Annotated in this window: 19 protein-coding genes; 8 read left to right on the top strand and 11 right to left on the bottom strand. The window is 57.0% G+C overall.

The features are described 5' to 3' along the window. Nucleotides 1-26: 26 nt before the first annotated feature. Nucleotides 27-1,574 (top strand): methyl-accepting chemotaxis protein, encoded by a 1,548-nt coding sequence (locus tag AFK63_RS16005; protein WP_038865350.1) that lies wholly within the window; start codon nucleotides 27-29, stop codon nucleotides 1,572-1,574. A gap of 36 nt (nucleotides 1,575-1,610) precedes the next feature. Here the strand turns inward: AFK63_RS16005 and AFK63_RS16000 are convergent, their stop codons facing one another. Further along, on the bottom strand, nucleotides 1,611-2,144 hold the full coding sequence (locus tag AFK63_RS16000) for a PadR family transcriptional regulator (protein WP_038865348.1): 534 nt from the start codon (nucleotides 2,142-2,144) through the stop codon (nucleotides 1,611-1,613). Between the two features lie 240 nt (nucleotides 2,145-2,384). On the opposite strand from AFK63_RS16000, the gene AFK63_RS15995 reads away from it, so the two are divergent. Together AFK63_RS15995 and AFK63_RS15990 are read left to right on the top strand one after the other, a co-directional pair. Beyond that, nucleotides 2,385-3,149, top strand: a complete 765-nt coding sequence (locus AFK63_RS15995; RefSeq protein ID WP_038865346.1) for a siderophore-interacting protein — start codon at nucleotides 2,385-2,387, stop codon at nucleotides 3,147-3,149. A gap of 122 nt (nucleotides 3,150-3,271) precedes the next feature. Then, nucleotides 3,272-5,425, top strand: coding sequence for a YgiQ family radical SAM protein (locus AFK63_RS15990; protein WP_038865344.1), 2,154 nt, complete (start codon nucleotides 3,272-3,274; stop codon nucleotides 5,423-5,425). 53 nt (nucleotides 5,426-5,478) lie between these two features. Here AFK63_RS15990 and ridA read toward each other — a convergent pair whose 3' ends face one another. The 8 genes from ridA to arcA all read right to left on the bottom strand — a co-directional run bounded on the left by ridA (nucleotide 5,479) and on the right by arcA (nucleotide 12,885). Further along, nucleotides 5,479-5,865, bottom strand: coding sequence for a 2-iminobutanoate/2-iminopropanoate deaminase (ridA, locus tag AFK63_RS15985; RefSeq protein ID WP_004388683.1), 387 nt, complete (start codon nucleotides 5,863-5,865; stop codon nucleotides 5,479-5,481). A 73-nt stretch (nucleotides 5,866-5,938) separates the two neighbouring features. Beyond that, a complete protein-coding gene (gene pyrI, locus AFK63_RS15980; RefSeq protein WP_038865342.1) occupies nucleotides 5,939-6,400 on the bottom strand; it encodes an aspartate carbamoyltransferase regulatory subunit in 462 nt (153 codons plus the stop codon). 10 nt (nucleotides 6,401-6,410) lie between these two features. Then, nucleotides 6,411-7,346, bottom strand: coding sequence for an aspartate carbamoyltransferase (pyrB, locus tag AFK63_RS15975; RefSeq protein WP_038865340.1), 936 nt, complete (start codon nucleotides 7,344-7,346; stop codon nucleotides 6,411-6,413). A gap of 254 nt (nucleotides 7,347-7,600) precedes the next feature. Beyond that, entirely contained in the window at nucleotides 7,601-8,080 is a 480-nt protein-coding gene (locus AFK63_RS15970; RefSeq protein ID WP_038865338.1) for an arginine repressor, read from the bottom strand. A gap of 169 nt (nucleotides 8,081-8,249) precedes the next feature. Continuing rightward, nucleotides 8,250-9,653, bottom strand: a complete 1,404-nt coding sequence (locus AFK63_RS15965; RefSeq protein WP_038865336.1) for a YfcC family protein — start codon at nucleotides 9,651-9,653, stop codon at nucleotides 8,250-8,252. A gap of 47 nt (nucleotides 9,654-9,700) precedes the next feature. Beyond that, complete coding sequence (argF, locus tag AFK63_RS15960; protein ID WP_038865334.1) at nucleotides 9,701-10,705, bottom strand: ornithine carbamoyltransferase; 1,005 nt, start codon at nucleotides 10,703-10,705, stop codon at nucleotides 9,701-9,703. A gap of 37 nt (nucleotides 10,706-10,742) precedes the next feature. After that, nucleotides 10,743-11,654: a carbamate kinase gene (locus AFK63_RS15955; protein ID WP_038865332.1), complete on the bottom strand. Its 912-nt coding sequence runs from the start codon at nucleotides 11,652-11,654 to the stop codon at nucleotides 10,743-10,745. Nucleotides 11,655-11,664: 10 nt separating this feature from the next. After that, on the bottom strand, nucleotides 11,665-12,885 hold the full coding sequence (gene arcA / locus AFK63_RS15950) for an arginine deiminase (RefSeq protein WP_038865329.1): 1,221 nt from the start codon (nucleotides 12,883-12,885) through the stop codon (nucleotides 11,665-11,667). Nucleotides 12,886-13,555: 670 nt separating this feature from the next. Here arcA and AFK63_RS15945 point away from each other — a divergent pair. After that, entirely contained in the window at nucleotides 13,556-14,008 is a 453-nt protein-coding gene (locus tag AFK63_RS15945; RefSeq protein ID WP_038865327.1) for a YhcH/YjgK/YiaL family protein, read from the top strand. A 141-nt stretch (nucleotides 14,009-14,149) separates the two neighbouring features. On the opposite strand, the gene argF (AFK63_RS15940) is transcribed toward AFK63_RS15945, so the two are convergent. Next, on the bottom strand, nucleotides 14,150-15,154 hold the full coding sequence (gene argF / locus AFK63_RS15940; protein ID WP_038865325.1) for an ornithine carbamoyltransferase: 1,005 nt from the start codon (nucleotides 15,152-15,154) through the stop codon (nucleotides 14,150-14,152). 163 nt (nucleotides 15,155-15,317) lie between these two features. Between argF (AFK63_RS15940) and rraB the strand changes: the two genes are divergently transcribed. Genes rraB through AFK63_RS15925 form a run of 3 tightly spaced genes read left to right on the top strand, consistent with a single transcriptional unit; the run spans nucleotide 15,318 to nucleotide 17,400 of the window. Further along, nucleotides 15,318-15,734, top strand: coding sequence for a ribonuclease E inhibitor RraB (gene rraB / locus AFK63_RS15935; protein WP_038865322.1), 417 nt, complete (start codon nucleotides 15,318-15,320; stop codon nucleotides 15,732-15,734). Between the two features lie 47 nt (nucleotides 15,735-15,781). After that, a complete protein-coding gene (gene miaE, locus AFK63_RS15930; protein WP_038865320.1) occupies nucleotides 15,782-16,546 on the top strand; it encodes a tRNA isopentenyl-2-thiomethyl-A-37 hydroxylase MiaE in 765 nt (254 codons plus the stop codon). 44 nt (nucleotides 16,547-16,590) lie between these two features. After that, nucleotides 16,591-17,400: a hypothetical protein gene (locus AFK63_RS15925; protein ID WP_038865318.1), complete on the top strand. Its 810-nt coding sequence runs from the start codon at nucleotides 16,591-16,593 to the stop codon at nucleotides 17,398-17,400. 39 nt (nucleotides 17,401-17,439) lie between these two features. Here the strand turns inward: AFK63_RS15925 and AFK63_RS15920 are convergent, their stop codons facing one another. Then, nucleotides 17,440-17,943, bottom strand: coding sequence for a GNAT family N-acetyltransferase (locus AFK63_RS15920; protein ID WP_038865317.1), 504 nt, complete (start codon nucleotides 17,941-17,943; stop codon nucleotides 17,440-17,442). Nucleotides 17,944-18,138: 195 nt separating this feature from the next. Between AFK63_RS15920 and AFK63_RS15915 the strand changes: the two genes are divergently transcribed. Further along, a complete protein-coding gene (locus AFK63_RS15915) occupies nucleotides 18,139-19,341 on the top strand; it encodes a YjgN family protein (protein ID WP_038865315.1) in 1,203 nt (400 codons plus the stop codon). Nucleotides 19,342-19,423: the final 82 nt, after the last annotated feature.

The raw sequence follows: 19,423 nt of genomic DNA, 5'->3' as shown, positions 1-19,423 counted from the left end.
TAAATAACCCGTTCAACGGAGTGAATATGTCCATCCGCGATATAAAAATCCGCACCAAGCTTATTTTCGCTTTTGCTTTCTTTATTGTTCTTCTACTCATCAGCGCCAGTTTATCGCTCGGTAGTCTTAGCCAGGCGAATAATAATATTCAGCAGATTGTGGTTAAGGATTATCCCACTACCGTCAAAGCCAATCAGCTTATTGAGAATTTCCAGAGCTTCGTCAGCACGCAGCAATTAATGCTGATGGACGAGAATCAGCGCTGGACGCAGCAGTCGCAGGCGCAACTGAGCGCGATTAGCGGTCGTATCAGCGCGCTGCTGACGGATCTGAATAACACGCTGACCGATGACGCCTCGCGTCAGGCGCTGGCGCAGATTGCCGATGTGCGTAAGCAATATCTGGCCTCGCGCTTTCGCATTCTCGATGCGGTGAAGCGTAACGACCGCAATGCGGCGATGGAGGAGATGATGTCCACCACGCTGCAACTCCAGGAAGAGTACAAATCGCGGGTGCAGGCGCTGATTAAGATTCAGGACAGCCATATGCGTGAGGCGGGCGTGACGGTCGCGAAAGATTTCCGCAGCAACCGCGCCATGCTGGTTGGGCTGACGCTGCTGTGCGTCGTGCTGGGCTCGCTGATGGGCTGGCTTATCGTGCGCGCGATTACGCGCCCGCTCGGCCAGGCGGTGCGCTTTGCCGGCGCGATTGCCGAAGGCGATCTGACCCATTCGGTTGAGGTGAAGAGTCGCGACGAAACGGGCGTGCTGCTGCACGCGCTGATGGACATGAAGCAGCGTCTGCAGGCGATTGTGCAGGAGGTGCAGTACAGCGCTGAAAGCATCTCCAGCGCCGCGTCGCAGATTGTCGCGGGCAACCAGGATCTGGCGGCGCGTACCGAAGAGCAGGCAAGCTCCGTAGAGCAGACCGCCGCCTCGATGGAGCAGATCACCTCGACCGTTAAAAACACCGCTGATAACACCAGCGAAGCGACGCGGCTCTCATCCGACGCGGCGAGCGTGGTGAAACGCAACGGCGAAATGATGCAGCAGGTGACGGATAAAATGCGCGTCATTCGCGGCACATCGGATCGGATGTCTGACATTATCAATCTGATTGATGCCATTGCGTTCCAGACCAACATTCTGGCGCTGAACGCTGCGGTGGAAGCGGCGCGAGCAGGCGAACACGGGCGCGGTTTTGCCGTGGTGGCGGGGGAAGTGCGCCAGCTTGCGCAGAAGAGCGCGTCATCGGCGAGCGAAATTCGCGCGCTGATTGAAGACTCTACCGGCCAGACGCGTGAGGGGATGGAACTGGTCGAGAAGGCGAGCGGCTTGCTAAACGGCATGGTGACAAACGTTGACGAAATGGACGCCATCCTGCGCGAAATCGCTCAGGCGAGCCGCGAACAGACCGACGGCATTTCGCAGATCAACAGCGCCATCGGCATGATTGACACCACCACGCAGCAGAACTCCGCGCTGGTGGAAGAATCCGTAGCGGCGGCATCCTCCCTGAATGACCAGGCGCATAACTTAAAAGAGATGGTTAAAGTGTTCCGTCTCAGCGCCTGATGACCCGACGGCGGTGGCCTGCCACCGCCGTTTTCCTTAATCGAGCTGCGAAATCTCCAGCGCCGCGCGGTCGATAATCCCGATAATCTGCTTTAACGTCTCCGGGCTGATTTGCGCCTGGTTCACTTTTAAATCCAGCACCGCTTTCATATTGTCGAGCGCCCGTTTCATCTGCGGATCTTTACGCAACTGATGACCAATGGCGCGCGCCCGTATGCGCGTCTGAATATGGGTAAGCGCCTCGCGGTTTTCTGCAAGCCACGCGCGGCCCGCATCGGTGATCGCTATCTTCTTGCGGCCATTTTCCTCTTCATGCAGCACGATAAACCCCTGCGCCTCCAGCGCATCGAGCGTCGGGTAGACCACGCCAGGGCTTGGCGCGTAGTGACCGGCGGTGAGCGTTTCGATGGCTTTGATCAGCTCATAGCCGTGGCTTGCGCCGCCGCACAGGATATCCAGCATCACCAGGCGCAGCTCGCCATTGCCAAAAAAACGGGGGCGGCGGTGACCATCCGAGCCGTGCCGGCCTTCGCGGCGGGCGTGTGAAGCGGGGCGATCGTCTGAGCGCATGGCAGGTTCTCCGGTAATAACAGATATATCTTAACTATATCTTTTTTAGCGACAGGAGTCTCAAAAAGAAAATATGATTTTTTAATTATTTGATTATTAATGGTTAAAAAGGTTTTTTTGGCGCGCTGTGCGCTTTTTGCACGGAGTATCTAAAAATCACTTGCCATTTCCGTTGTTGGCAATCATTATCATTTACGAAAATTTAGATATATCGAATTTACCGTTTACGTTGGCAGGTTGATGATGAATCAGAGAACTCAATTTCCGCAGCGCGTCCGTAACGAGCTGCGTTTTCGTGAACTTACCGTGCTTGAGAGCGAACGCGTCAGTGGTTTTCAGCGTGTCGTGTTCGGCGGCGAATCGCTCGCGGGCTTCAGCTCTCGCGGTTTCGACGATCATGTCAAAGTGTTCTTCCCGCAGGACGGCGTGCCGTTTGTGCCGCCAGAGGTGACGGATGAGGGCATCGTCTGGGCAGGCGACGTGCGTCCGCCGTCACGCGACTACACGCCGCTCTTTGACGAGGCGCGCCAGCAGCTGACGCTCGATTTTTATGTGCACGAATCCGGCGTGGCGAGCGACTGGGCCGTGGCCGCAAAGCCTGGCGACACGCTGTTCATCGGCGGGCCGCGCGGCTCGCTGGTGGTGCCGGAAGATTACGCCTGGCAGCTTTATGTGTGCGATGAATCCGGCATGCCGGCGCTGCGCCGTCGTCTGGAAGCGCTCCGCGCGCAGCCCAAACCGGTACATGTCGAAGCGATGGTGACAGTGTCTGACGAATCGCTGAAGGGCTACCTGGCGCACCTCGACGAATTTAATATTCAGTGGGTTATCGGCCATGACACCCAGGCGGTCGCAACAAAACTCGCCGCGCTGACCGTGCCGCAGGAGGATTATTACCTGTGGATAACCGGCGAAGGCAGAGCCGTTAAGCAGTTAAGCGAGCCGTTTGAAGGGCGCGTCAACGCCCAGCTGATGCGCGCGGCAGCCTACTGGCACAGTAAATAAGCGAGCCTCACTGCGGGAACGGGCGCGATGCTTTTTTCCGCAGAATAACCCTTCTTTTCTTGTTGCTTTCGGACGTATAATCGCCGCCCTTTGTCGATTTTTTGCCATTTTCCGGAAGCACTATGAGTTCCCTGAGCCTGATCCAGCCGGATCGCGATCTGTTCTCCTGGCCCCAGTATTGGGCGGCCTGCTTTGGGCCTGCGCCCTTTTTACCGATGTCGCGCGAGGAGATGGATCTGCTCGGCTGGGACAGTTGCGACATTATTCTTGTCACCGGCGACGCCTATGTTGACCACCCCAGTTTCGGCATGGCCATTTGCGGCCGTATGCTGGAGGCGCAGGGCTTTCGCGTCGGGATCATCGCGCAGCCGGACTGGAACACCAAAGACGACTTCATGCGGCTTGGCAAACCGAACCTGTTTTTCGGCGTGACCGCCGGGAATATGGATTCGATGATCAATCGTTACACAGCGGATCGCAAACTGCGCCACGACGACGCTTACACGCCGGATAACGAGGCGGGGAAGCGCCCGGATCGCGCCACGCTGGTCTATACCCAGCGCTGCAAAGAGGCCTGGCGCGATGTGCCGGTTATCCTGGGCGGTATTGAAGCGAGCCTGCGCCGCACCGCGCATTACGATTACTGGTCTGATACGGTGCGCCGCTCGGTGCTGGTGGATTCCAAAGCCGACATGCTGATTTTCGGCAACGGCGAGCGCCCGCTGGTGGAAGTGGCGCACCGTCTGGCGATGGGCGAGCCGATCAGCGCGATCCGCGAGGTGCGCAATACGGCGATTATGCTCAAAGAAGCGCTGCCGGGCTGGGCAGGAGTGGACTCAACCCGCCTCGACACGCCGGGGCGAATCGATCCGATCCCGCATCCTTACGGCGACGATCTGCCCTGCGCCGACGGCAACAAACCAGAGAAACCGACGGCGAAAAGCGTCACCGTACAGCCGCCGCGCCCGAAGCCGTGGGAGAAAACCTACGTGCTGCTGCCGTCTTATGAAAAAGTGAAGGGCGACAAAGTGCTGTACGCGCACGCCTCACGCATTCTGCACCACGAAACCAACCCCGGCTGCGCGCGTGCGCTGATGCAAAAGCACGGCGACCGCTATATCTGGATCAACCCGCCCGCCATTCCGCTCTCGACCGAAGAGATGGACAGCGTGTTCGCGCTGCCGTACCAGCGTGTGCCGCACCCGGCCTACGGCAAAAAGCGCATTCCGGCGTATGAGATGATCCGTTTTTCGGTGAATATCATGCGCGGCTGCTTCGGCGGCTGTTCGTTCTGCTCCATCACCGAGCATGAAGGGCGCATCATCCAGAGTCGCTCGGAAGACTCCATCATTAATGAGATCGAGGCGATCCGCGATGCGGTGCCCGGCTTTACCGGCGTGATTTCCGATCTCGGCGGGCCGACGGCCAACATGTATATGCTGCGCTGCACCTCGCCGCGCGCTGAGCAGACCTGCCGCCGCCTGTCGTGCGTCTACCCGGATATTTGCCCGCATATGGATACCGATCATACGCCGACGATCAATCTGTACCGCCGCGCGCGCGATCTGAAAGGTATTAAGAAGATCCTGATCGCCTCCGGCGTGCGTTACGATCTGGCGGTGGAGGATCCGCGCTATATCAAAGAGCTGGCGACGCACCACGTCGGCGGTTATCTGAAGATAGCGCCGGAGCACACCGAAGCGGGGCCGCTGTCGAAAATGATGAAGCCGGGTATGGGGAGCTATGATCGCTTTAAACAACTCTTCGATACCTACTCGAAACAGGCGGGAAAAGAGCAGTATCTGATCCCGTACTTTATCTCAGCGCACCCCGGCACGCGCGACGAAGACATGGTGAATCTGGCGCTGTGGCTCAAACAGCGCCGCTTCCGGCTCGATCAGGTGCAGAACTTTTATCCGTCGCCGCTCGCCAACTCGACCACCATGTATTACACCGGTAAAAACCCGCTCGGGAAAATCGGCTACAAGAGCGAAGAGGTGGTAGTACCGAAAGGCGACCGCCAGCGCCGCCTGCATAAAGCGCTGTTGCGCTATCACGATCCGGCCAACTGGCCGCTTATCCGCGAGGCGCTGGAAGCGATGGGCAAAAAGCATCTGATAGGCGGGCGTCGCGACTGTCTGGTGCCTGCGCCGACGATAGAGGAGATGCGCGCGGCGAAGCGTCAGTACCGCAAAACCCAGCCGGCATTAACCACACACACGCCGGTCAGCCATCAGCGTCAGGCGCTGGCGAAAACGAAAAAAGCGGCGCGCTAAGGCCATAAAAAAAGCACCGCTCGCGGTGCTTTTTCTTTTCACGGCAGCGGCGCTTAGCGACGAACGGCGATCGCTTCGATTTCGATTTTCACATCTTTCGGCAGACGGGCCACTTCCACGCAGGAACGCGCCGGGAAGGTGGCGTTATGCTCGGTGAAAAACGCTTCATAAGTCGCGTTAACCGTGGCGAAATCGTTCAGATCTTTCACGAATACCGTGGTTTTCACGATATCGCCCACCTTCAGGCCCGCGGCTTCGATAATCGCTTTCACGTTATCGAGCGACTGGCGCGCCTGAGCGGCGATGTCGTCCGGCACGCTGCCGGATTTCGGATCAACCGGGATCTGCCCGGAGGTGATAACCATGTTGCCCAAATCGACAGCCTGAACGTAAGGGCCGATAGCGGCGGGTGCATTTTCCGTGGCGATAGTGCGGGACATAATTTCTCCTGAAGTTAACAGCGGTAAGGCTCCCGCTCATTATAGGGAGCCGTAAGGCCTTTGCCAGCCACAATTAATCCGCCAGCACGACGTGGCGGGCGAACTCTTTCTCGCAATATTTGCACTTCAGCTGCACCGCCTCGCCGCGGGTTTTTACCGCGAAGCTCGACGACACCGGCTCGATGCGGCTGATGCAGTTGCCGTTCGGGCAGACCAGCACATTTTCGATGCGATCCGGCAGGCTCGGTTTGCTCTTGCCCACCACCTCGTAATCGTCGATGCGGTTCACCGTCGCCTGCGGCGCGTAGAGCGCGAGCTGGTTGACCTGCTCCTCGGTCAGGAAGGTGTTTTCAATCTTAATCAGATCTTTACGCCCCATCTCGCCGGAGGGCAGGTTCAGACCGATGGTGATGCGCTGATCCGTTTCGGTAAGCTTAAACAGGGAAAGCAGCTTGAAGCCAACCTGCGCCGGGATATGGTCAATCACCGTACCGCGGCGAATGGCTTCTACCTGAAGTTTGTTGTCATGGGTCATGGGCTTCTCCTTACAGATCTAAATCGCGATTCAGTACCAGCGCCAGCAGCGCCTGACGGGCGAAAATGCCGTTGCCCGCCTGCTGGAAATACCAGGCGTGCGGCGTTTTATCCACGTCGGTCGTAATTTCATCGATGCGCGGCAGCGGGTGCAGCACTTTCATGTTGGCGCGCGCCCCCTGAAGATCGGCGGCGCGCAGCACAAACTGCGCCTTCACGTTGGCGTATTCGGACGGGTCGAGGCGCTCTTTCTGTACGCGAGTCATGTAGAGGATATCTACCTCCTGCACCACATCCTCAATGGCGCCGTGCTGGCTCCAGGCGATGCCTTTTTCATCCAGCATATCGAGGATATATTGCGGCATCGCCAGCGCGTCCGGCGCGATAAAGCAGAAGCGGTTGCCGTTGAATTTCGCCAGCGCCTGGGCCAGTGAATGGACCGTGCGGCCATATTTCAGATCGCCGACCATCGCGATGGTAAGGTTTTCCAGCCGCCCCTGAGTCTCCTGAATGGTAAAGAGATCAAGCAGCGTCTGCGTCGGGTGCTGATTGGCGCCGTCGCCCGCGTTCAGCACCGGCACGCCGCCGGAAAACTCAGTGGCGAGACGCGCCGCGCCCTCCTGCGGGTGACGCATCACGATGGCATCCACATAGGTGCTGATAACCGAAATCGTGTCCGCCAGGGTTTCGCCCTTTTTGCCAAGCGACGTGTTGCTGCTGTCGGAGAAACCGACCACCGCCGCGCCCAGGCGGTGCATGGAGGTTTCAAACGACAGGCGGGTGCGGGTGGAGGCTTCGAAGAAGCAGCTGGCGATCACTTTATGCTTCAAAAGCTCCGGCTGCGGGTTCGCCTTGAGCTTCGCCGCCGTCTCCAGCACCAGCTCAAGCTCGGCGCGGCTGAGATCGTTGATGGAAATAATGTGTTTTTGATAAAGCGGATTAGCCATTTCTGTCTCCTCTTCAGGCCGGCGGACAAACGCTGGACAAAAAAAAGCCCCTCATTGAGGGGCTTTTATCAGCAATTCTGGAACGGAAAGAGCAACGGCCTGGCCGTCAGCTTTCTGACGACGCGGTAAGACAAATTGTCGAACACACTGGACCATGCTTCCCTCCGGCAAATTGCCCGGCATTATACGCAAGTGCGATTGGCTGACAAGCAGGAAATGCACGCTTTGTCGCCAGGAATCGATTGCTGTGAATATTAATGCATTCCAAGTAAGTAATTAATGCGCTTGTGTATCAGCGCCGTGCGCTTCACGTCGCGCGGCGCTATCCAGACGATACTGCTGCCCGCCACCACGCCCAGGATCTCCGGCAGCGCATGATAATCCAGCACTTTCGCTACCGCGCGACCGTAGCCCGCCACCGTATGGACAAGGATAAACTCGCTGTTATGTTCCACGCTCACCACCATTTCCGAGATAGCGCGCGCCGCGTCAGGCGCGGGCTGCAACAGGGGGTTCAGGGAATAAATTTTTTGTCCTTTGGCGTTGCGGATTTTAATCACACCCAGCAGTTTCAGCAGGCGTGAGACCGAGGACTGGCTGATATTGTTAAACCCCTGGCGCTGCATATCGCGCCGGATCTCCTCCTGAGAGCAGTAGGTTTTATTGCTGATAAGCCGCTGGCACACCGCCATCTGCTGCTGCTCTTTCCCGGAATAATCACCGTAATCCTTCATGGACCATCACTCCTTACCTTGTTGAAAGCTGAAGAAAAACGATATTGTTTTCCCGGCCCGTCGCCGGGGGAACCATAACAGACGGATAAACAACGGGCTTTTACAAAAATGGGAGGCGTTTCATGCGGCGCGACGCCCGCGATTGACACCGCCGCGACGCCATGAATCGCTAAAACAGCGCGCCGAGGCTGAGCGCGGCCATGTTCAACACCGTCAGGATGAGAATGAGCGGGGCGACCCATTTCAGATAACGCACATACGGCACGCGGGCGATAGCGAGGCCGCCCATCACGACCGCTGACGTCGGCGTAATGAGATTGACGATGCCGGAGGCCGACTGATAGGCTGTAACCACCAAGTCGCGGCCCACGTGGGCGAAATCGGCGAGCGGGGCCATGATGGGCATCGTCAGCACCGCGAGGCCCGATGACGACGGCACCAGGAACGAGAGCAGCACTTCGAGCCAGTACGTGACATTGATAAAAACCGTGGTGGAGAGCCCGGTCACCAGGTTTTCGGCGCTGTGCAGAATGGTGTGCGTGATCATGCCGTTATCCATCACCACCACGATGCCGCGCGCAATCCCGATAATCAGCGCCACGCCGAGCAAGTCCCGCGCGCCATCGATAAAGGTGCTGGTAAAAGCCTCTTCGCTCATGCGCGCCACGACGCCGGTAATAATGGCCGCGGCGAGGAACACGCCGGAAATTTCGCCCATCCACCAGCCGCGCACCGCTACGCCGTAAATCATCACGGCAAACGAGGCGGCGAAGATCACCAGAATAACTTTGCGTGTGGCGGTGAACGGGATCCTGTCGCCGGATTGGTTACCCAGAAAATGCGCGCGGTTGCTCTCAATCAGATCCGCCACGACAGACGAAGATGGCTCCTGGCGCACGCGCCGCGCGTAGCGCATCACCCACACCACGCAGATAACCCAGCCGATAACCAGCAGCGCCACGCGCAGCCCGATTCCGCTGGTGAACGGAATGCCTGCGGCGTTGGCGGCGATCACCGTCGCGAAGGGGTTAATGGTGGAGCCGAGCGTGCCGATGCCTGCGCCAAGCAGCACGGTGGCGGCGGCGACCAGCGGATCAAAACGCGCGGCCATCATTACCGGCACCAGCAGCGTATAAAACGGCAGCGACTCCTCCGCCATACCATAGATGGTGCCGCCTGCGGCGAACAGCGCCATCAGAATGGGGATCATCCACTCTTCTTTGCCGTGCAGGCGCTCGGTGACGCGCTCGATCCCGGCATCAATGGCGCCGGTTTTATTCACCACGCCCAGAAAGCCGCCGATGATCAGCACAAACAGCGCCACGTCGATGGCGCCTGCGGCGTAGGTGACGTGGTTGTAAAGGCCATCCACTGGCGCCAGCAGAACGGCGGTAATGCCCTGCGGATGCGCCTCGACAGGGGCGTACGTGCCCGCGACCGGCACCTCTTTGCCGAGCGTGTCGTTCATTGCCATCTGATATTTTCCGGCGGGCACTACCCAGGTCAGCGCCGCCACCAGCGCGATAAGCACAAATAAAATCGTATAAGCGGAAGGGAATTTAAACCTGTGCATGAGATCTCTCCGAAGCAACGGGCGCGCGGGCGGCGCGCCCGCAGGGGTTATTCGCCAAGCGTCGCCACCATCACGGCTTTGATGGTGTGCATGCGGTTTTCCGCCTCGTCAAACACGATGGAGCAGGGCGACTCGAACACCTCTTCCGTCACCTCCAGCCCTTTCAGGCCGTAGGCGGCTTCAATCTCGCGGCCCACGGTGGTGTGCTCGTTATGAAACGCCGGCAGGCAGTGCATAAATTTGACGTTCGGGTTGCCGGTCGCTTTTATGACCGCCTGATTGATCTGGTAGGGCTTCATCAGCGCGACACGCTCGGCCCAGGCCTCTTTCGGCTCGCCCATCGATACCCAGACGTCGGTATAAAGAAAATCGACGCCGTCCACGCCTTCATCGACATGTTCCGTGAGGATGATGCGCGCGCCGGTTTGCGCGGCGATGGCGCGGCACTGTTCGACTAACTCCTCTTCCGGCCAGAAGGCTTTTGGGGCCACGAGGCGGATCTCCATGCCCATTTTCGCGGCGCCCACCATCAGCGAGTTGCCCATGTTGTTGCGCGCGTCGCCGAGATAGGCGAAGCGGATCTGCGGGAGCGTTTTGCCTGGCGAATGTTCCAGCATGGTCATTAGATCCGCCAGAATTTGCGTCGGGTGAAATTCGTTGGTAAGGCCATTCCACACCGGCACGCCCGCGAATTCGCCCAGCTCCTCGACAATCGTCTGACCGTAGCCGCGATATTCGATACCGTCATACATGCGGCCCAGGACGCGCGCGGTATCTTTCATCGACTCTTTATGGCCTATCTGCGAGCCGCTCGGCCCGATGTAGGTCACCTGCGCGCCCTGGTCGAACGCGCCGACTTCAAACGCGCAGCGGGTGCGGGTGGAGGTTTTTTCGAAAATCAGCGCGATATTTTTGCCGACCAGCGTTTTCTTTTCGCGTCCGGCTTTTTTGTCGGCTTTGAGTTGCATAGCGAGATCGATGAGGTACTGGATCTCCGCCGGGGTGTAATCAAGCAGCTTCAGGAAATTACGGTTTTTCAGGTTGATAGTCATGAGGAAATCCTTTTTGTGTCAAAGAGAGAGGCGCCATTTACTGGCGGATCAGCGTGCCTTTATCGCCCGCGAGTATCGCCGGGCCGTCAGCCAGCGCGCCGATCCCGGCGATACCGCCGCACTGCCGGACAAAGGCGCAGCACGCCGCCACTTTCGGCCCCATCGAGCCTGCATCGAAGCGCAGCTCAGCAAGCTGCGCGGGCGTGACGTGCGTCAGCGGCCGCTGGGTCGGTTTGCCCCAGTCGTGATACACCGCGTCAGCGTCGGTCAGGATCAGCAGCGCGTCGGCGTGAAGCTGGCGCGCCAGCAGGGCGCTTGAGAGGTCTTTATCGATAACGGCTTCGACGCCGTGGTAACCGTCGGCTTTCTCCACCACCGGCACGCCGCCGCCGCCATTGCAAATAACCAGATGATCGCGGGCGATAAGCGCCTCAATGGCGTCGCTCTCGACAATCCGTTGCGGCTGCGGCGAGGGCACCACGCGGCGGAAATACGCGCCGTCGGCTTTCATCGTCCAGCCTTTTTCCGCGGCAAGCCGGTCCGCCTGGGCTTTGTCATACACCGGGCCGATGTATTTGGTCGGGTTTGCAAACGCCGGGTCGGCGTCGTCTACCTCCACCTGAGTCAGCAGCACGCTCACCTCGCGTTCCGGCAGCGCATTTTTCAGCGACTGCTGGAGCAGATAGCCGATCATCCCCTGGCTTTCGGCGCCCAGAATATCGAGCGGATAGGGCGTGACGTTAAGGTAGGCGCTGTTTTGCAGCGCCAGCAGTCCGACCTGCGGCCCGTTGCCGTGCACCAGCACCACGCGCCACTGACGGGTGAGCTGCGCGATGGTGCGCGCCGCAAGCTCGACGTTATGGCGCTGAATATCGGCTTCCAGCGGTTCGCCGCGTTTCAGCAGCGCGTTGCCGCCAAGCGCCACGACCAGCGTGGGTTTCATTTCCATGGTGTTCTCCTTAAATGCCATCGCGTTCCAGCGGGCAGCTCATGCAGCGGGCGCCGCCGCGTCCACGGCCCAGCTCGTCGCCGGGAATGGGCAGCACGGTGATGCCGGCCTTGTCATATTTCTCGTTGGTCCAGATGTTGCGCTCATAGCCAATCACGACGCCGGGGCGCACGGTCAGCACGTTATTGGCGTCGTTCCACTGCTCGCGCTCGGCTTCAAAGGCGTCGCCGCCAGTGGTGATAAGCGTGATGCGATCGACCCCGAGCGCCTGCTCCAGGGCATGCACCAGACTTTTCTCCTCCCGGCGCGCGAGACCGCCGCGCCCGTCCGGCGTTAAGGTCCAGCATTTCACGTCGGGACGTACCACTTCGGGGTAAACGGAGAAGGTATCGACATCGATATGCGTCATCACGGTATCGAGATGCATACAGGAGCGGTGTTTTGGTAACTCCACGGCAATCACGCGCGTCGCCTGCTGGTGGTTAAACAGGGCGCTGGCCAGGAATTCCACACCCTGCGGCGTAGTGCGCTCAGACATGCCGATTAACACCGCGCCGCGACCAATCACTAATACATCGCCGCCTTCCAGCGTGGCGTGGTCGTAATTAATGTTCTGGTCGCCAAAATATTTTATAAATTCGCCGTCAGCGAAAGCCGGATGCCAGCGATAAATCGCACGAAGATTATTGGTCTCGCGCTGGCGTGCCTGTTTGGCCATTGGGTTAATCGACACGCCGTTATATATCCAGCAGGAGGTGTCGCGAGTGAATAAATGATTAGGCAGCGGCTCCATAATAAAATCATGGGCGCCGTGGGTATCCACCACCATATTATGAATAGAGGCGGGGATTTCGCTGAATGTCAGACCGCCGCTTAAGCGCCGCGCCAGCTCCCGGTGGGGTAAATCGGCAAGCCAGCCGCGCACGTCCGAGGCGAAAGAAGGGCCGAGGCGGTACTCGGAAACCTGGGTCTCCAGCAGCCAGGCTTTGGCCTCAGGGATATCCAGCGTGTGGGTAAGAAGATCCGTCAGTAATAATACTTCGACGCCCTGGTCACGCAATGTGCGGGCGAAAATGTCATGTTCTTCGCCCGCACGCTCTACCGATAATACATCATCAAAAAGTAATTCCTGACAATTAGATGGCGTCAGTCGTTTCAGACTCAAATTAGGTCGGTGCAACATCACGCTGCGTAACTGGCCAATTTCCGATCCCACGTAATGCTTTTCCATATTTATCCCTTGCTGATTTCAGAATAAAAAAGGTGGCGTTATGCGACAGGTGTTCGCATAACCGGTTACCGTGCAGATTGAATTCGGAATAAATAGTAATAGAGCACAGGTTTAACTTTGTGATGAAAGTCACGTCAATTAAGGTTTGGCCATTATTCCGCCGTAATGATGATTTATTTCATGGAAACTTTAATTAATTCATCGGGTGATATGAATCGCTACGCAGAAAATGCAGGTCTTATGCAGGCGTGTTAATAAATTGTTTGTGATTAATTCGCATTCAATAATTTAAATTTTTGATAAATAATGATTTTTATTAACGCTGAATATTATTATGCGATAACGGCGCAAGTTTATTTGTGGCTATGAAAAATAGGACAAATAATTATGGCGCCATCGCGCCTGCCTGCACGGTAAGCAAAACGTGACGGCATCGCCTTTTTTATCATAAACGCTGTTAAAACAAGGGCCTGTAATGAAGCTGCAAATTATATTCGTCAGGGTTATGCATAAATGCTGCATAAATGTCGGGCGCGCATTAACAAGCCCGTAACGGCTGGTGCGATAACTATGCGTCAGAGCAGGTTTCCTCGATAAAGCGGTGGCGAACCGACGCGATTCCTCGTATAACACGTAAAAATGAAACGCTGTTTTACATAAGGAGTTGGCGATGATTATCGGTAATATTCACGCGCTGGGCGCCTGGCTGCCTGCGCCGTTCCGCGAGGCTATTGAGCGGGTGAAGCAACAGGTCACGACGCAGACCGCGCCGGGTAAATACGATCTTGATGGCAACCGGCTGTTCTTCCTGCTTTCGGAAGATACGACAGAGCCGCTGGTGGACCGCCGCGCCGAGTATCACGCGCGTTATCTGGATATCCAGATTGTGCTGGCGGGCCGCGAGGGGATGACTTTCAGTACCCTGCCGCCGGGCGTACCCGAGACCGACTGGCTTGCGGATAAAGATATCGCCTTCCTGCCCGCAGGCGCGCAGGAGAAGACGGTGGTGCTGGAAGAGGGCGATTTCGTGATTTTCTGGCCGGGCGAAGTACACAAGCCGCTGTGCGCGGTTGGCGATCCAGCGCCGGTACGCAAAGTCGTGGTGAAAATGTTAATGGAGTAAGGGGTTTCCAGAGGGTAAGCGCCAGAAGTCAACCAGGCGGGGGCGCGTGCGCTTACCCGCCGTCATTATAGTGCGTTCCGGTGTGTCGTTTTGCAGAAGGGTAAGCGCGTCGCATCCACCATTGGGCTATCGCGGGTGCGTTTACTGCGAAAGCGTCGCGACCATCACCGCTTTGATCGTATGCATCCGGTTTTCGGCCTGATCGAACACGATACTGTGGGGCGACTCAAACACCTCGTCGGTCACTTCCATGCCGCCTTTGAGGCCATATTCCTGTGCCATCTGCTTACCGAGCGTCGTCTGATCGTCATGAAACGCCGGCAAACAGTGCAGGAATTTGACGTTCGGGTTGCCGGTAAGCGCCAGCATCTGGCTGTTAACCTGATATGCGCGCAGCAGCGCGATACGCTCCGCCCATTTTTCCTTTGCCTCGCCCATCGACACCCAGACATCGGTATAGATGAAATCCGCGCCTTTCACACCTGCGGCGATATCTTCGGTGAGCGTAATACGCCCGCCAGTCTCTTTCGCCAGCGCCTGGCACTCGGTCACCAGCTCCGGCGCAGGCCAGCAGCTTTCCGGGGCGACAAGACGTAAATCCAGGCCCATCAGCGCAGCGGCTTCCAGCATTGAATTGCCCATGTTGTTGCGCGCGTCGCCTGCGTAAACCAGCGTCATCTCATTGAGCGTTTTCCCCGGCAGATGCTCCTGCATGGTGAGCAGATCCGCCAGCAGTTGCGTCGGGTGAAACTCGTCGGTCAGGCCGTTCCACACCGGCACCCCAGCATATTGCGCCAGCGTTTCGACGATTTCCTGACCAAAACCGCGATACTGAATGCCGTCATACATCCGGCCCAGCACGCGGGCGGTATCCTTAATTGATTCTTTATGCCCAATCTGGCTGCCGCTCGGGCCAAGATAAGTCACGCGCGCGCCCTGGTCATATGCGGCAACTTCGAAAGAGCATCGCGTGCGGGTCGAGTCTTTTTCGAAGATGAGCGCAATATTTTTTCCGGTAAGTTTTTGAACTTCAATGCCGTTTTTCTTATCGTTTTTTAGCTTTGCAGAAAGCGCCAGCAATGAATGGATCTGAGCGGGCGTAAAATCGAGCAGTTTTAAAAATGATTTTTGATACAAGGCGGTCATGTTTCCCTCGCTGGCTGACGCCACTTATTGAATTAAAATTCAACATATATGTATGAATATGCATTTGCAACCCCTCGGGTTAAAACTTTGCGGGGAAAGGTGGAGGCATTCCCGATGGTGTGTGAAAATAGAAGGTATCTGCCGACACACTGAGGAACGAGCCATGGCAAACCCGGAATTACTGGAAGAGCAGCGCGAAGAGACGCGTCTGATTATTGAAGAGCTGCTTGAAGATGGCAGCGATCCTGACGCACTGTACACCATTGAACACCACTTCTCGGCAGACGATTTCGATACGCTGGAGAAACTGGCGGTTGAAGTCTTTAAGCTTGGCTATGAAGTGACAGACCCGGAAGAGCTGGAGCTGGAAGAGGGCGGCGAAACGGTGATCTGCTGCGACGCGCTGAGCGAATGCGCGCTGAACCCGGAGCTTATCGACGCGCAGGTTGAACAGCTGATGAACCTCGCGGAAAAATTCAATGTCGAATATGACGGCTGGGGCACCTATTTCGAAGACCCGGACGGCGAAGACGAAGACGACGAAGGCATGGATGAAGACGACGACGGCGTTCGTCACTAAGTCGCATTATGCGGCAGCGCTGCGCTGCCGCATTTCAGGAACCCCGCATGAATTACGACGCACTCCTTCTCCCCGTTAAAAATTTCCTTCACTGCGCCACCCCGCAAGCCTGGATAGATGAAGCCAGAGCGCCAGAAAACCTGCCGCTGCTGCTGACCGACCACATGATCTGCGAGCTGAAAGCCGCGCAAACCGCGATGCTGCTGATTCGCCGCTATGTCGCGGATAAGAGCGGTTCTGACGAACTCCTCGGCTGGCTGAAGCCGTATGAAGATTTTACCTACCGCGAAGGGCCGGAGCCGGATTTTCTGGCGTTGCATAAGCGCATCGGTAAAAGCGTGATGCCGCAGACTGACGACCCGTGGGGTCAGACGCTTATCGACAGCATGGTGCTGCTTATCAAAGAAGAGCTACACCACTTCTGGCAGGTGCGCGAAGTGATGCAGGCGCGTAACATCCCCTACGTGAAAATTACCGCCAGCCGCTACGCGCGCGGGCTGCGGCGCGAAATGCGCACGTACGAGCCTGCGACGCTTGTCGATAAGCTGATTTGCGGCGCGTATATCGAAGCGCGCTCCTGTGAGCGCTTCGCCGCGCTGGCGCCGTATCTGGATGACGATTTGCAAAAGTTTTACCTGTCGTTGCTGCGTTCGGAAGCGCGCCACTATCAGGATTACCTGGATCTGGCGCAACGAATTTCACCGGAAGATATCGCGCCGCGCGTACAGGCGCTGGGCGAAGCGGAAGCACGGCTGATTAACCAGCCCGACGCCGAATTTCGTTTTCACAGCGGCATACCGGCGCAAGCGTAAGCGCGCGGGATATATAAAAACTATCAATACCAAAGGGATAAAAAATGAACTGGCATCATGTCTGGCTTTCCGCTGTGGTTGGCGTTGCGCTCGCGGGCGTCGCCTCGACGCTCTATAAAAAAGGCAAAGTCAACAAACTCGCCGCAATTGCGATATTTGTCGTCGGCATTGCGCTGTGGAATGTCGCAGATATCGCCTGGCTTAAAGGCAGCAAGGCAACCTCGCCGGAGCAGGGCTTTGATGAAGCGTTCAACAGCATGCCGCTCTATAAGCTGATTAAAGAAAACGATCCGGCGTTTTATGCGCGCATGCGTAACCAGGCCGTGGAAATGGCGAAGCAGGGCAAAACGCAGCAGGATATTATCGACACGATGCAGGCGCAGATGGCGGAACTGGAGATGCAGCGCATTCAGTTCGCGCCGGACAGGGACGTGATGGCGTATATGCGCGTCAATATGGAGCAGACCCGCGAAATGCAGCAGCACAGCGACGACGCCTGTTTCCGTTTCCTGATGCCGCAGGTGAAAGGCGGTGTAAACCCGGTACAGATGCTGTCGAAAGAGGTTATCGCGAAGCGGATGGACGTAGAGATGAAGCTGCTGTCAGCAAGCTACGGCCCGAACCAGCATAAGGTGACGAGCGAAGAGCAGAAACTGGCTGAAGAGACGCTGGCCCCGATTGGCCAGGCGCTGGCGGCAAAATATGGCGACACGATTGACGTCTTTACCGATCCGCAAAAAGGCGTTGGCCAGGAAAAACAGGTCTGCAACATGGTGCAGGAACTCTGGCGCGACGTGCTGGCACTGCCGCCGGAAAAAGCGGGGCCGGCTATTCGTATCTCCATGCAACAATAAAAAAAAGCCGGGTTAGCCCGGCTTTTTTATTTCATTCTTTCAGAGCGTTTTTAACATACGGACTTCGCAATCTACATGCCCCGTACAGCCCAGCGGCTCGGAAATATGCGTAAAACCGAGACGTTCATACAGCGCGATCGCCTCTTTTAAAAACGCGGTGGTTTCCAGGTAGCAGCGGCGATACCCCTGAGCGCGGGCGAATTCCAGCGCCTGCAGCGCCAGCTTTTTGGCAAGCCCTCTGCCGCGCGCGACGGGCAGAAAATACATTTTTTGCAGCTCGCAGATATCCGTCTGGCTACACGCCAGCGGCGCGATACCGCCGCCGCCCACCACGTCGCCATCGAGTTCCACGACCCAATACGCGTGGCCCGGCTTGCTGTATTGCGTGTAAAGCACGTCGAGATTCGGGTCCGCGACGGTGTAGCCTTTGTCGGCGGTCAGGCCATATTCTGCGGAAACCTGGCGGATCACCCGGGCGACAGTCGCGTTATCCGCGGCCGTCATCCGGCGCATGATAATGTCAACCGGCGCCTCAACATTCATTTTCTGCTCTGATGTCATATATTCAACATAATGTTGTGCTTAATACCATTACCAGAAGAGACACGCAAGCCCAGGAATATTGGTTGCTATTATTCTTCTTTGGCCTTTATTACACTAAAGTACGCACTGAATTAACCCTAAGAAGTTAAAGGTTATAACGGCGCTTTTTTTCTTTTTTACAGAATAAGGATTGTTATGTCAGACGATAATAAATTCCTGGCAGGGAATAAGACACACGCATTCTCGTTTCAGGGCAGCGGCGGTGGTTATTTCCCCGTCTGGCTGGTCAACATACTGTTAACGGTATTCACCGCCGGGCTGTTTTTACCCTGGGCAATGGTGCGTGCGCGCCGTTATTTCTATGAAAATACGGAGCTTGCTGGCGCGCGTTTTTCTTACCACGCCACGGGCCGCGCGATTTTCGTCGGCTGGCTGTGCCTCGCTATCCTCTACGTCGTGTTCCTGATTAACGCGGTGCATGAGAATACCTTTTTAACGCTGTGCATGGTGGTGCTGTTTATCGCCTTCGCGCCGTTCCTGATTATGCAGGGCCTGCGCTACCAGCTGCTGATGACCCAGCTTAACGGGATGCGTTTTAGCTTTAAAGCGAGCCCGCTGCGCGCCTGGTGGGTGATGCTCGGCTGCCCGCTGCTGATTGCCGTGCTTATCTTTGTAGTTATCTCTCTGGTGTTTACCCTCGCGGGCTCCAGCGCCAGCCTGACCGGCATTATCGTCGGCATTGTGCTCTCCACCGTTGTTGGCCTTGGCGGTACCGCGCTGATGCAGGGGATTTACGCCGCCCAGTGGTACGGGCTGCTGGTCAATAACCTGCAATACGGTAAACACCGTTTCGCCATTAACCTGAACATCAAAACCTGCACCTTCATCTACCTGAAAGCGATGCTGCTGTTTGTGCCGTTTATCGTTATCGTGATGGTGATGGTCGTTCCGATGATGACCCAGGTTTTACAGCTAAGCCTGTACGGTGGAGCAAGCGAAGAAGCCATGCTGAGCGCGGGCTTGTCGATGTTCTCCACTATGTTCATGGCCTATATGGTTTATCTTGTCGGCATCCTGGTCTGCTTTAGCTTCGCGTTCGTTAAAGTGCGTAACTACGCTTATCAGCAGATGTCCCTCGAAGGCGGTATCAAATTCCGCTCCACCGCGAGCGTCGGCACCTTTGTGTGGCTGATCCTGAGCAATTTCATCGTCTGCGGTATTACCGCTGGCCTGGCGTGGCCGTGGGCGAAAGTGCGCCTGACCCGCTACCTGCTGGAAAATACCCATGTGGATGGCGAGCTGGATAACCTGGCGCTGGTCGATCACGACGAGCAGCCGCGTAACGATCCGGCAAGCGTGCTGGGCCGCGGTTTCTCCGTTCTGCCTTTCGCACTCTGAAAAATACGTCTCCGGGCCTCGCGTCCGGGTAAATAAAAACGGCGCTCTCAGGAGCGCCGTTTTTTTATATTTTACGTCCGCC

Source organism: Cronobacter muytjensii ATCC 51329, assembly GCF_001277195.1.
GTDB lineage: Bacteria > Pseudomonadota > Gammaproteobacteria > Enterobacterales > Enterobacteriaceae > Cronobacter > Cronobacter muytjensii.
Note: the sequence above shows the minus strand (reverse complement) of the source record. Positions and strands in the feature narration are given on the sequence as shown.

Bases quoted from the DNA above. Each gene is read 5' to 3' on its own strand.
- AFK63_RS16005 (WP_038865350.1), top strand. From the start codon at position 27: ATGTCCATCCGCGATATAAAAATCCGCACCAAGCTTATTTTCGCTTTT.
- AFK63_RS16000 (WP_038865348.1), bottom strand. From the start codon at position 2,144: ATGCGCTCAGACGATCGCCCCGCTTCACACGCCCGCCGCGAAGGCCGG.
- AFK63_RS15995 (WP_038865346.1), top strand. From the start codon at position 2,385: ATGATGAATCAGAGAACTCAATTTCCGCAGCGCGTCCGTAACGAGCTG.
- AFK63_RS15990 (WP_038865344.1), top strand. From the start codon at position 3,272: ATGAGTTCCCTGAGCCTGATCCAGCCGGATCGCGATCTGTTCTCCTGG.
- ridA (WP_004388683.1), bottom strand. From the start codon at position 5,865: ATGTCCCGCACTATCGCCACGGAAAATGCACCCGCCGCTATCGGCCCT.
- pyrI (WP_038865342.1), bottom strand. From the start codon at position 6,400: ATGACCCATGACAACAAACTTCAGGTAGAAGCCATTCGCCGCGGTACG.
- pyrB (WP_038865340.1), bottom strand. From the start codon at position 7,346: ATGGCTAATCCGCTTTATCAAAAACACATTATTTCCATCAACGATCTC.
- AFK63_RS15970 (WP_038865338.1), bottom strand. From the start codon at position 8,080: ATGAAGGATTACGGTGATTATTCCGGGAAAGAGCAGCAGCAGATGGCG.
- AFK63_RS15965 (WP_038865336.1), bottom strand. From the start codon at position 9,653: ATGCACAGGTTTAAATTCCCTTCCGCTTATACGATTTTATTTGTGCTT.
- argF (WP_038865334.1), bottom strand. From the start codon at position 10,705: ATGACTATCAACCTGAAAAACCGTAATTTCCTGAAGCTGCTTGATTAC.
- AFK63_RS15955 (WP_038865332.1), bottom strand. From the start codon at position 11,654: ATGGAAATGAAACCCACGCTGGTCGTGGCGCTTGGCGGCAACGCGCTG.
- arcA (WP_038865329.1), bottom strand. From the start codon at position 12,885: ATGGAAAAGCATTACGTGGGATCGGAAATTGGCCAGTTACGCAGCGTG.
- AFK63_RS15945 (WP_038865327.1), top strand. From the start codon at position 13,556: ATGATTATCGGTAATATTCACGCGCTGGGCGCCTGGCTGCCTGCGCCG.
- argF (WP_038865325.1), bottom strand. From the start codon at position 15,154: ATGACCGCCTTGTATCAAAAATCATTTTTAAAACTGCTCGATTTTACG.
- rraB (WP_038865322.1), top strand. From the start codon at position 15,318: ATGGCAAACCCGGAATTACTGGAAGAGCAGCGCGAAGAGACGCGTCTG.
- miaE (WP_038865320.1), top strand. From the start codon at position 15,782: ATGAATTACGACGCACTCCTTCTCCCCGTTAAAAATTTCCTTCACTGC.
- AFK63_RS15925 (WP_038865318.1), top strand. From the start codon at position 16,591: ATGAACTGGCATCATGTCTGGCTTTCCGCTGTGGTTGGCGTTGCGCTC.
- AFK63_RS15920 (WP_038865317.1), bottom strand. From the start codon at position 17,943: ATGAATGTTGAGGCGCCGGTTGACATTATCATGCGCCGGATGACGGCC.
- AFK63_RS15915 (WP_038865315.1), top strand. From the start codon at position 18,139: ATGTCAGACGATAATAAATTCCTGGCAGGGAATAAGACACACGCATTC.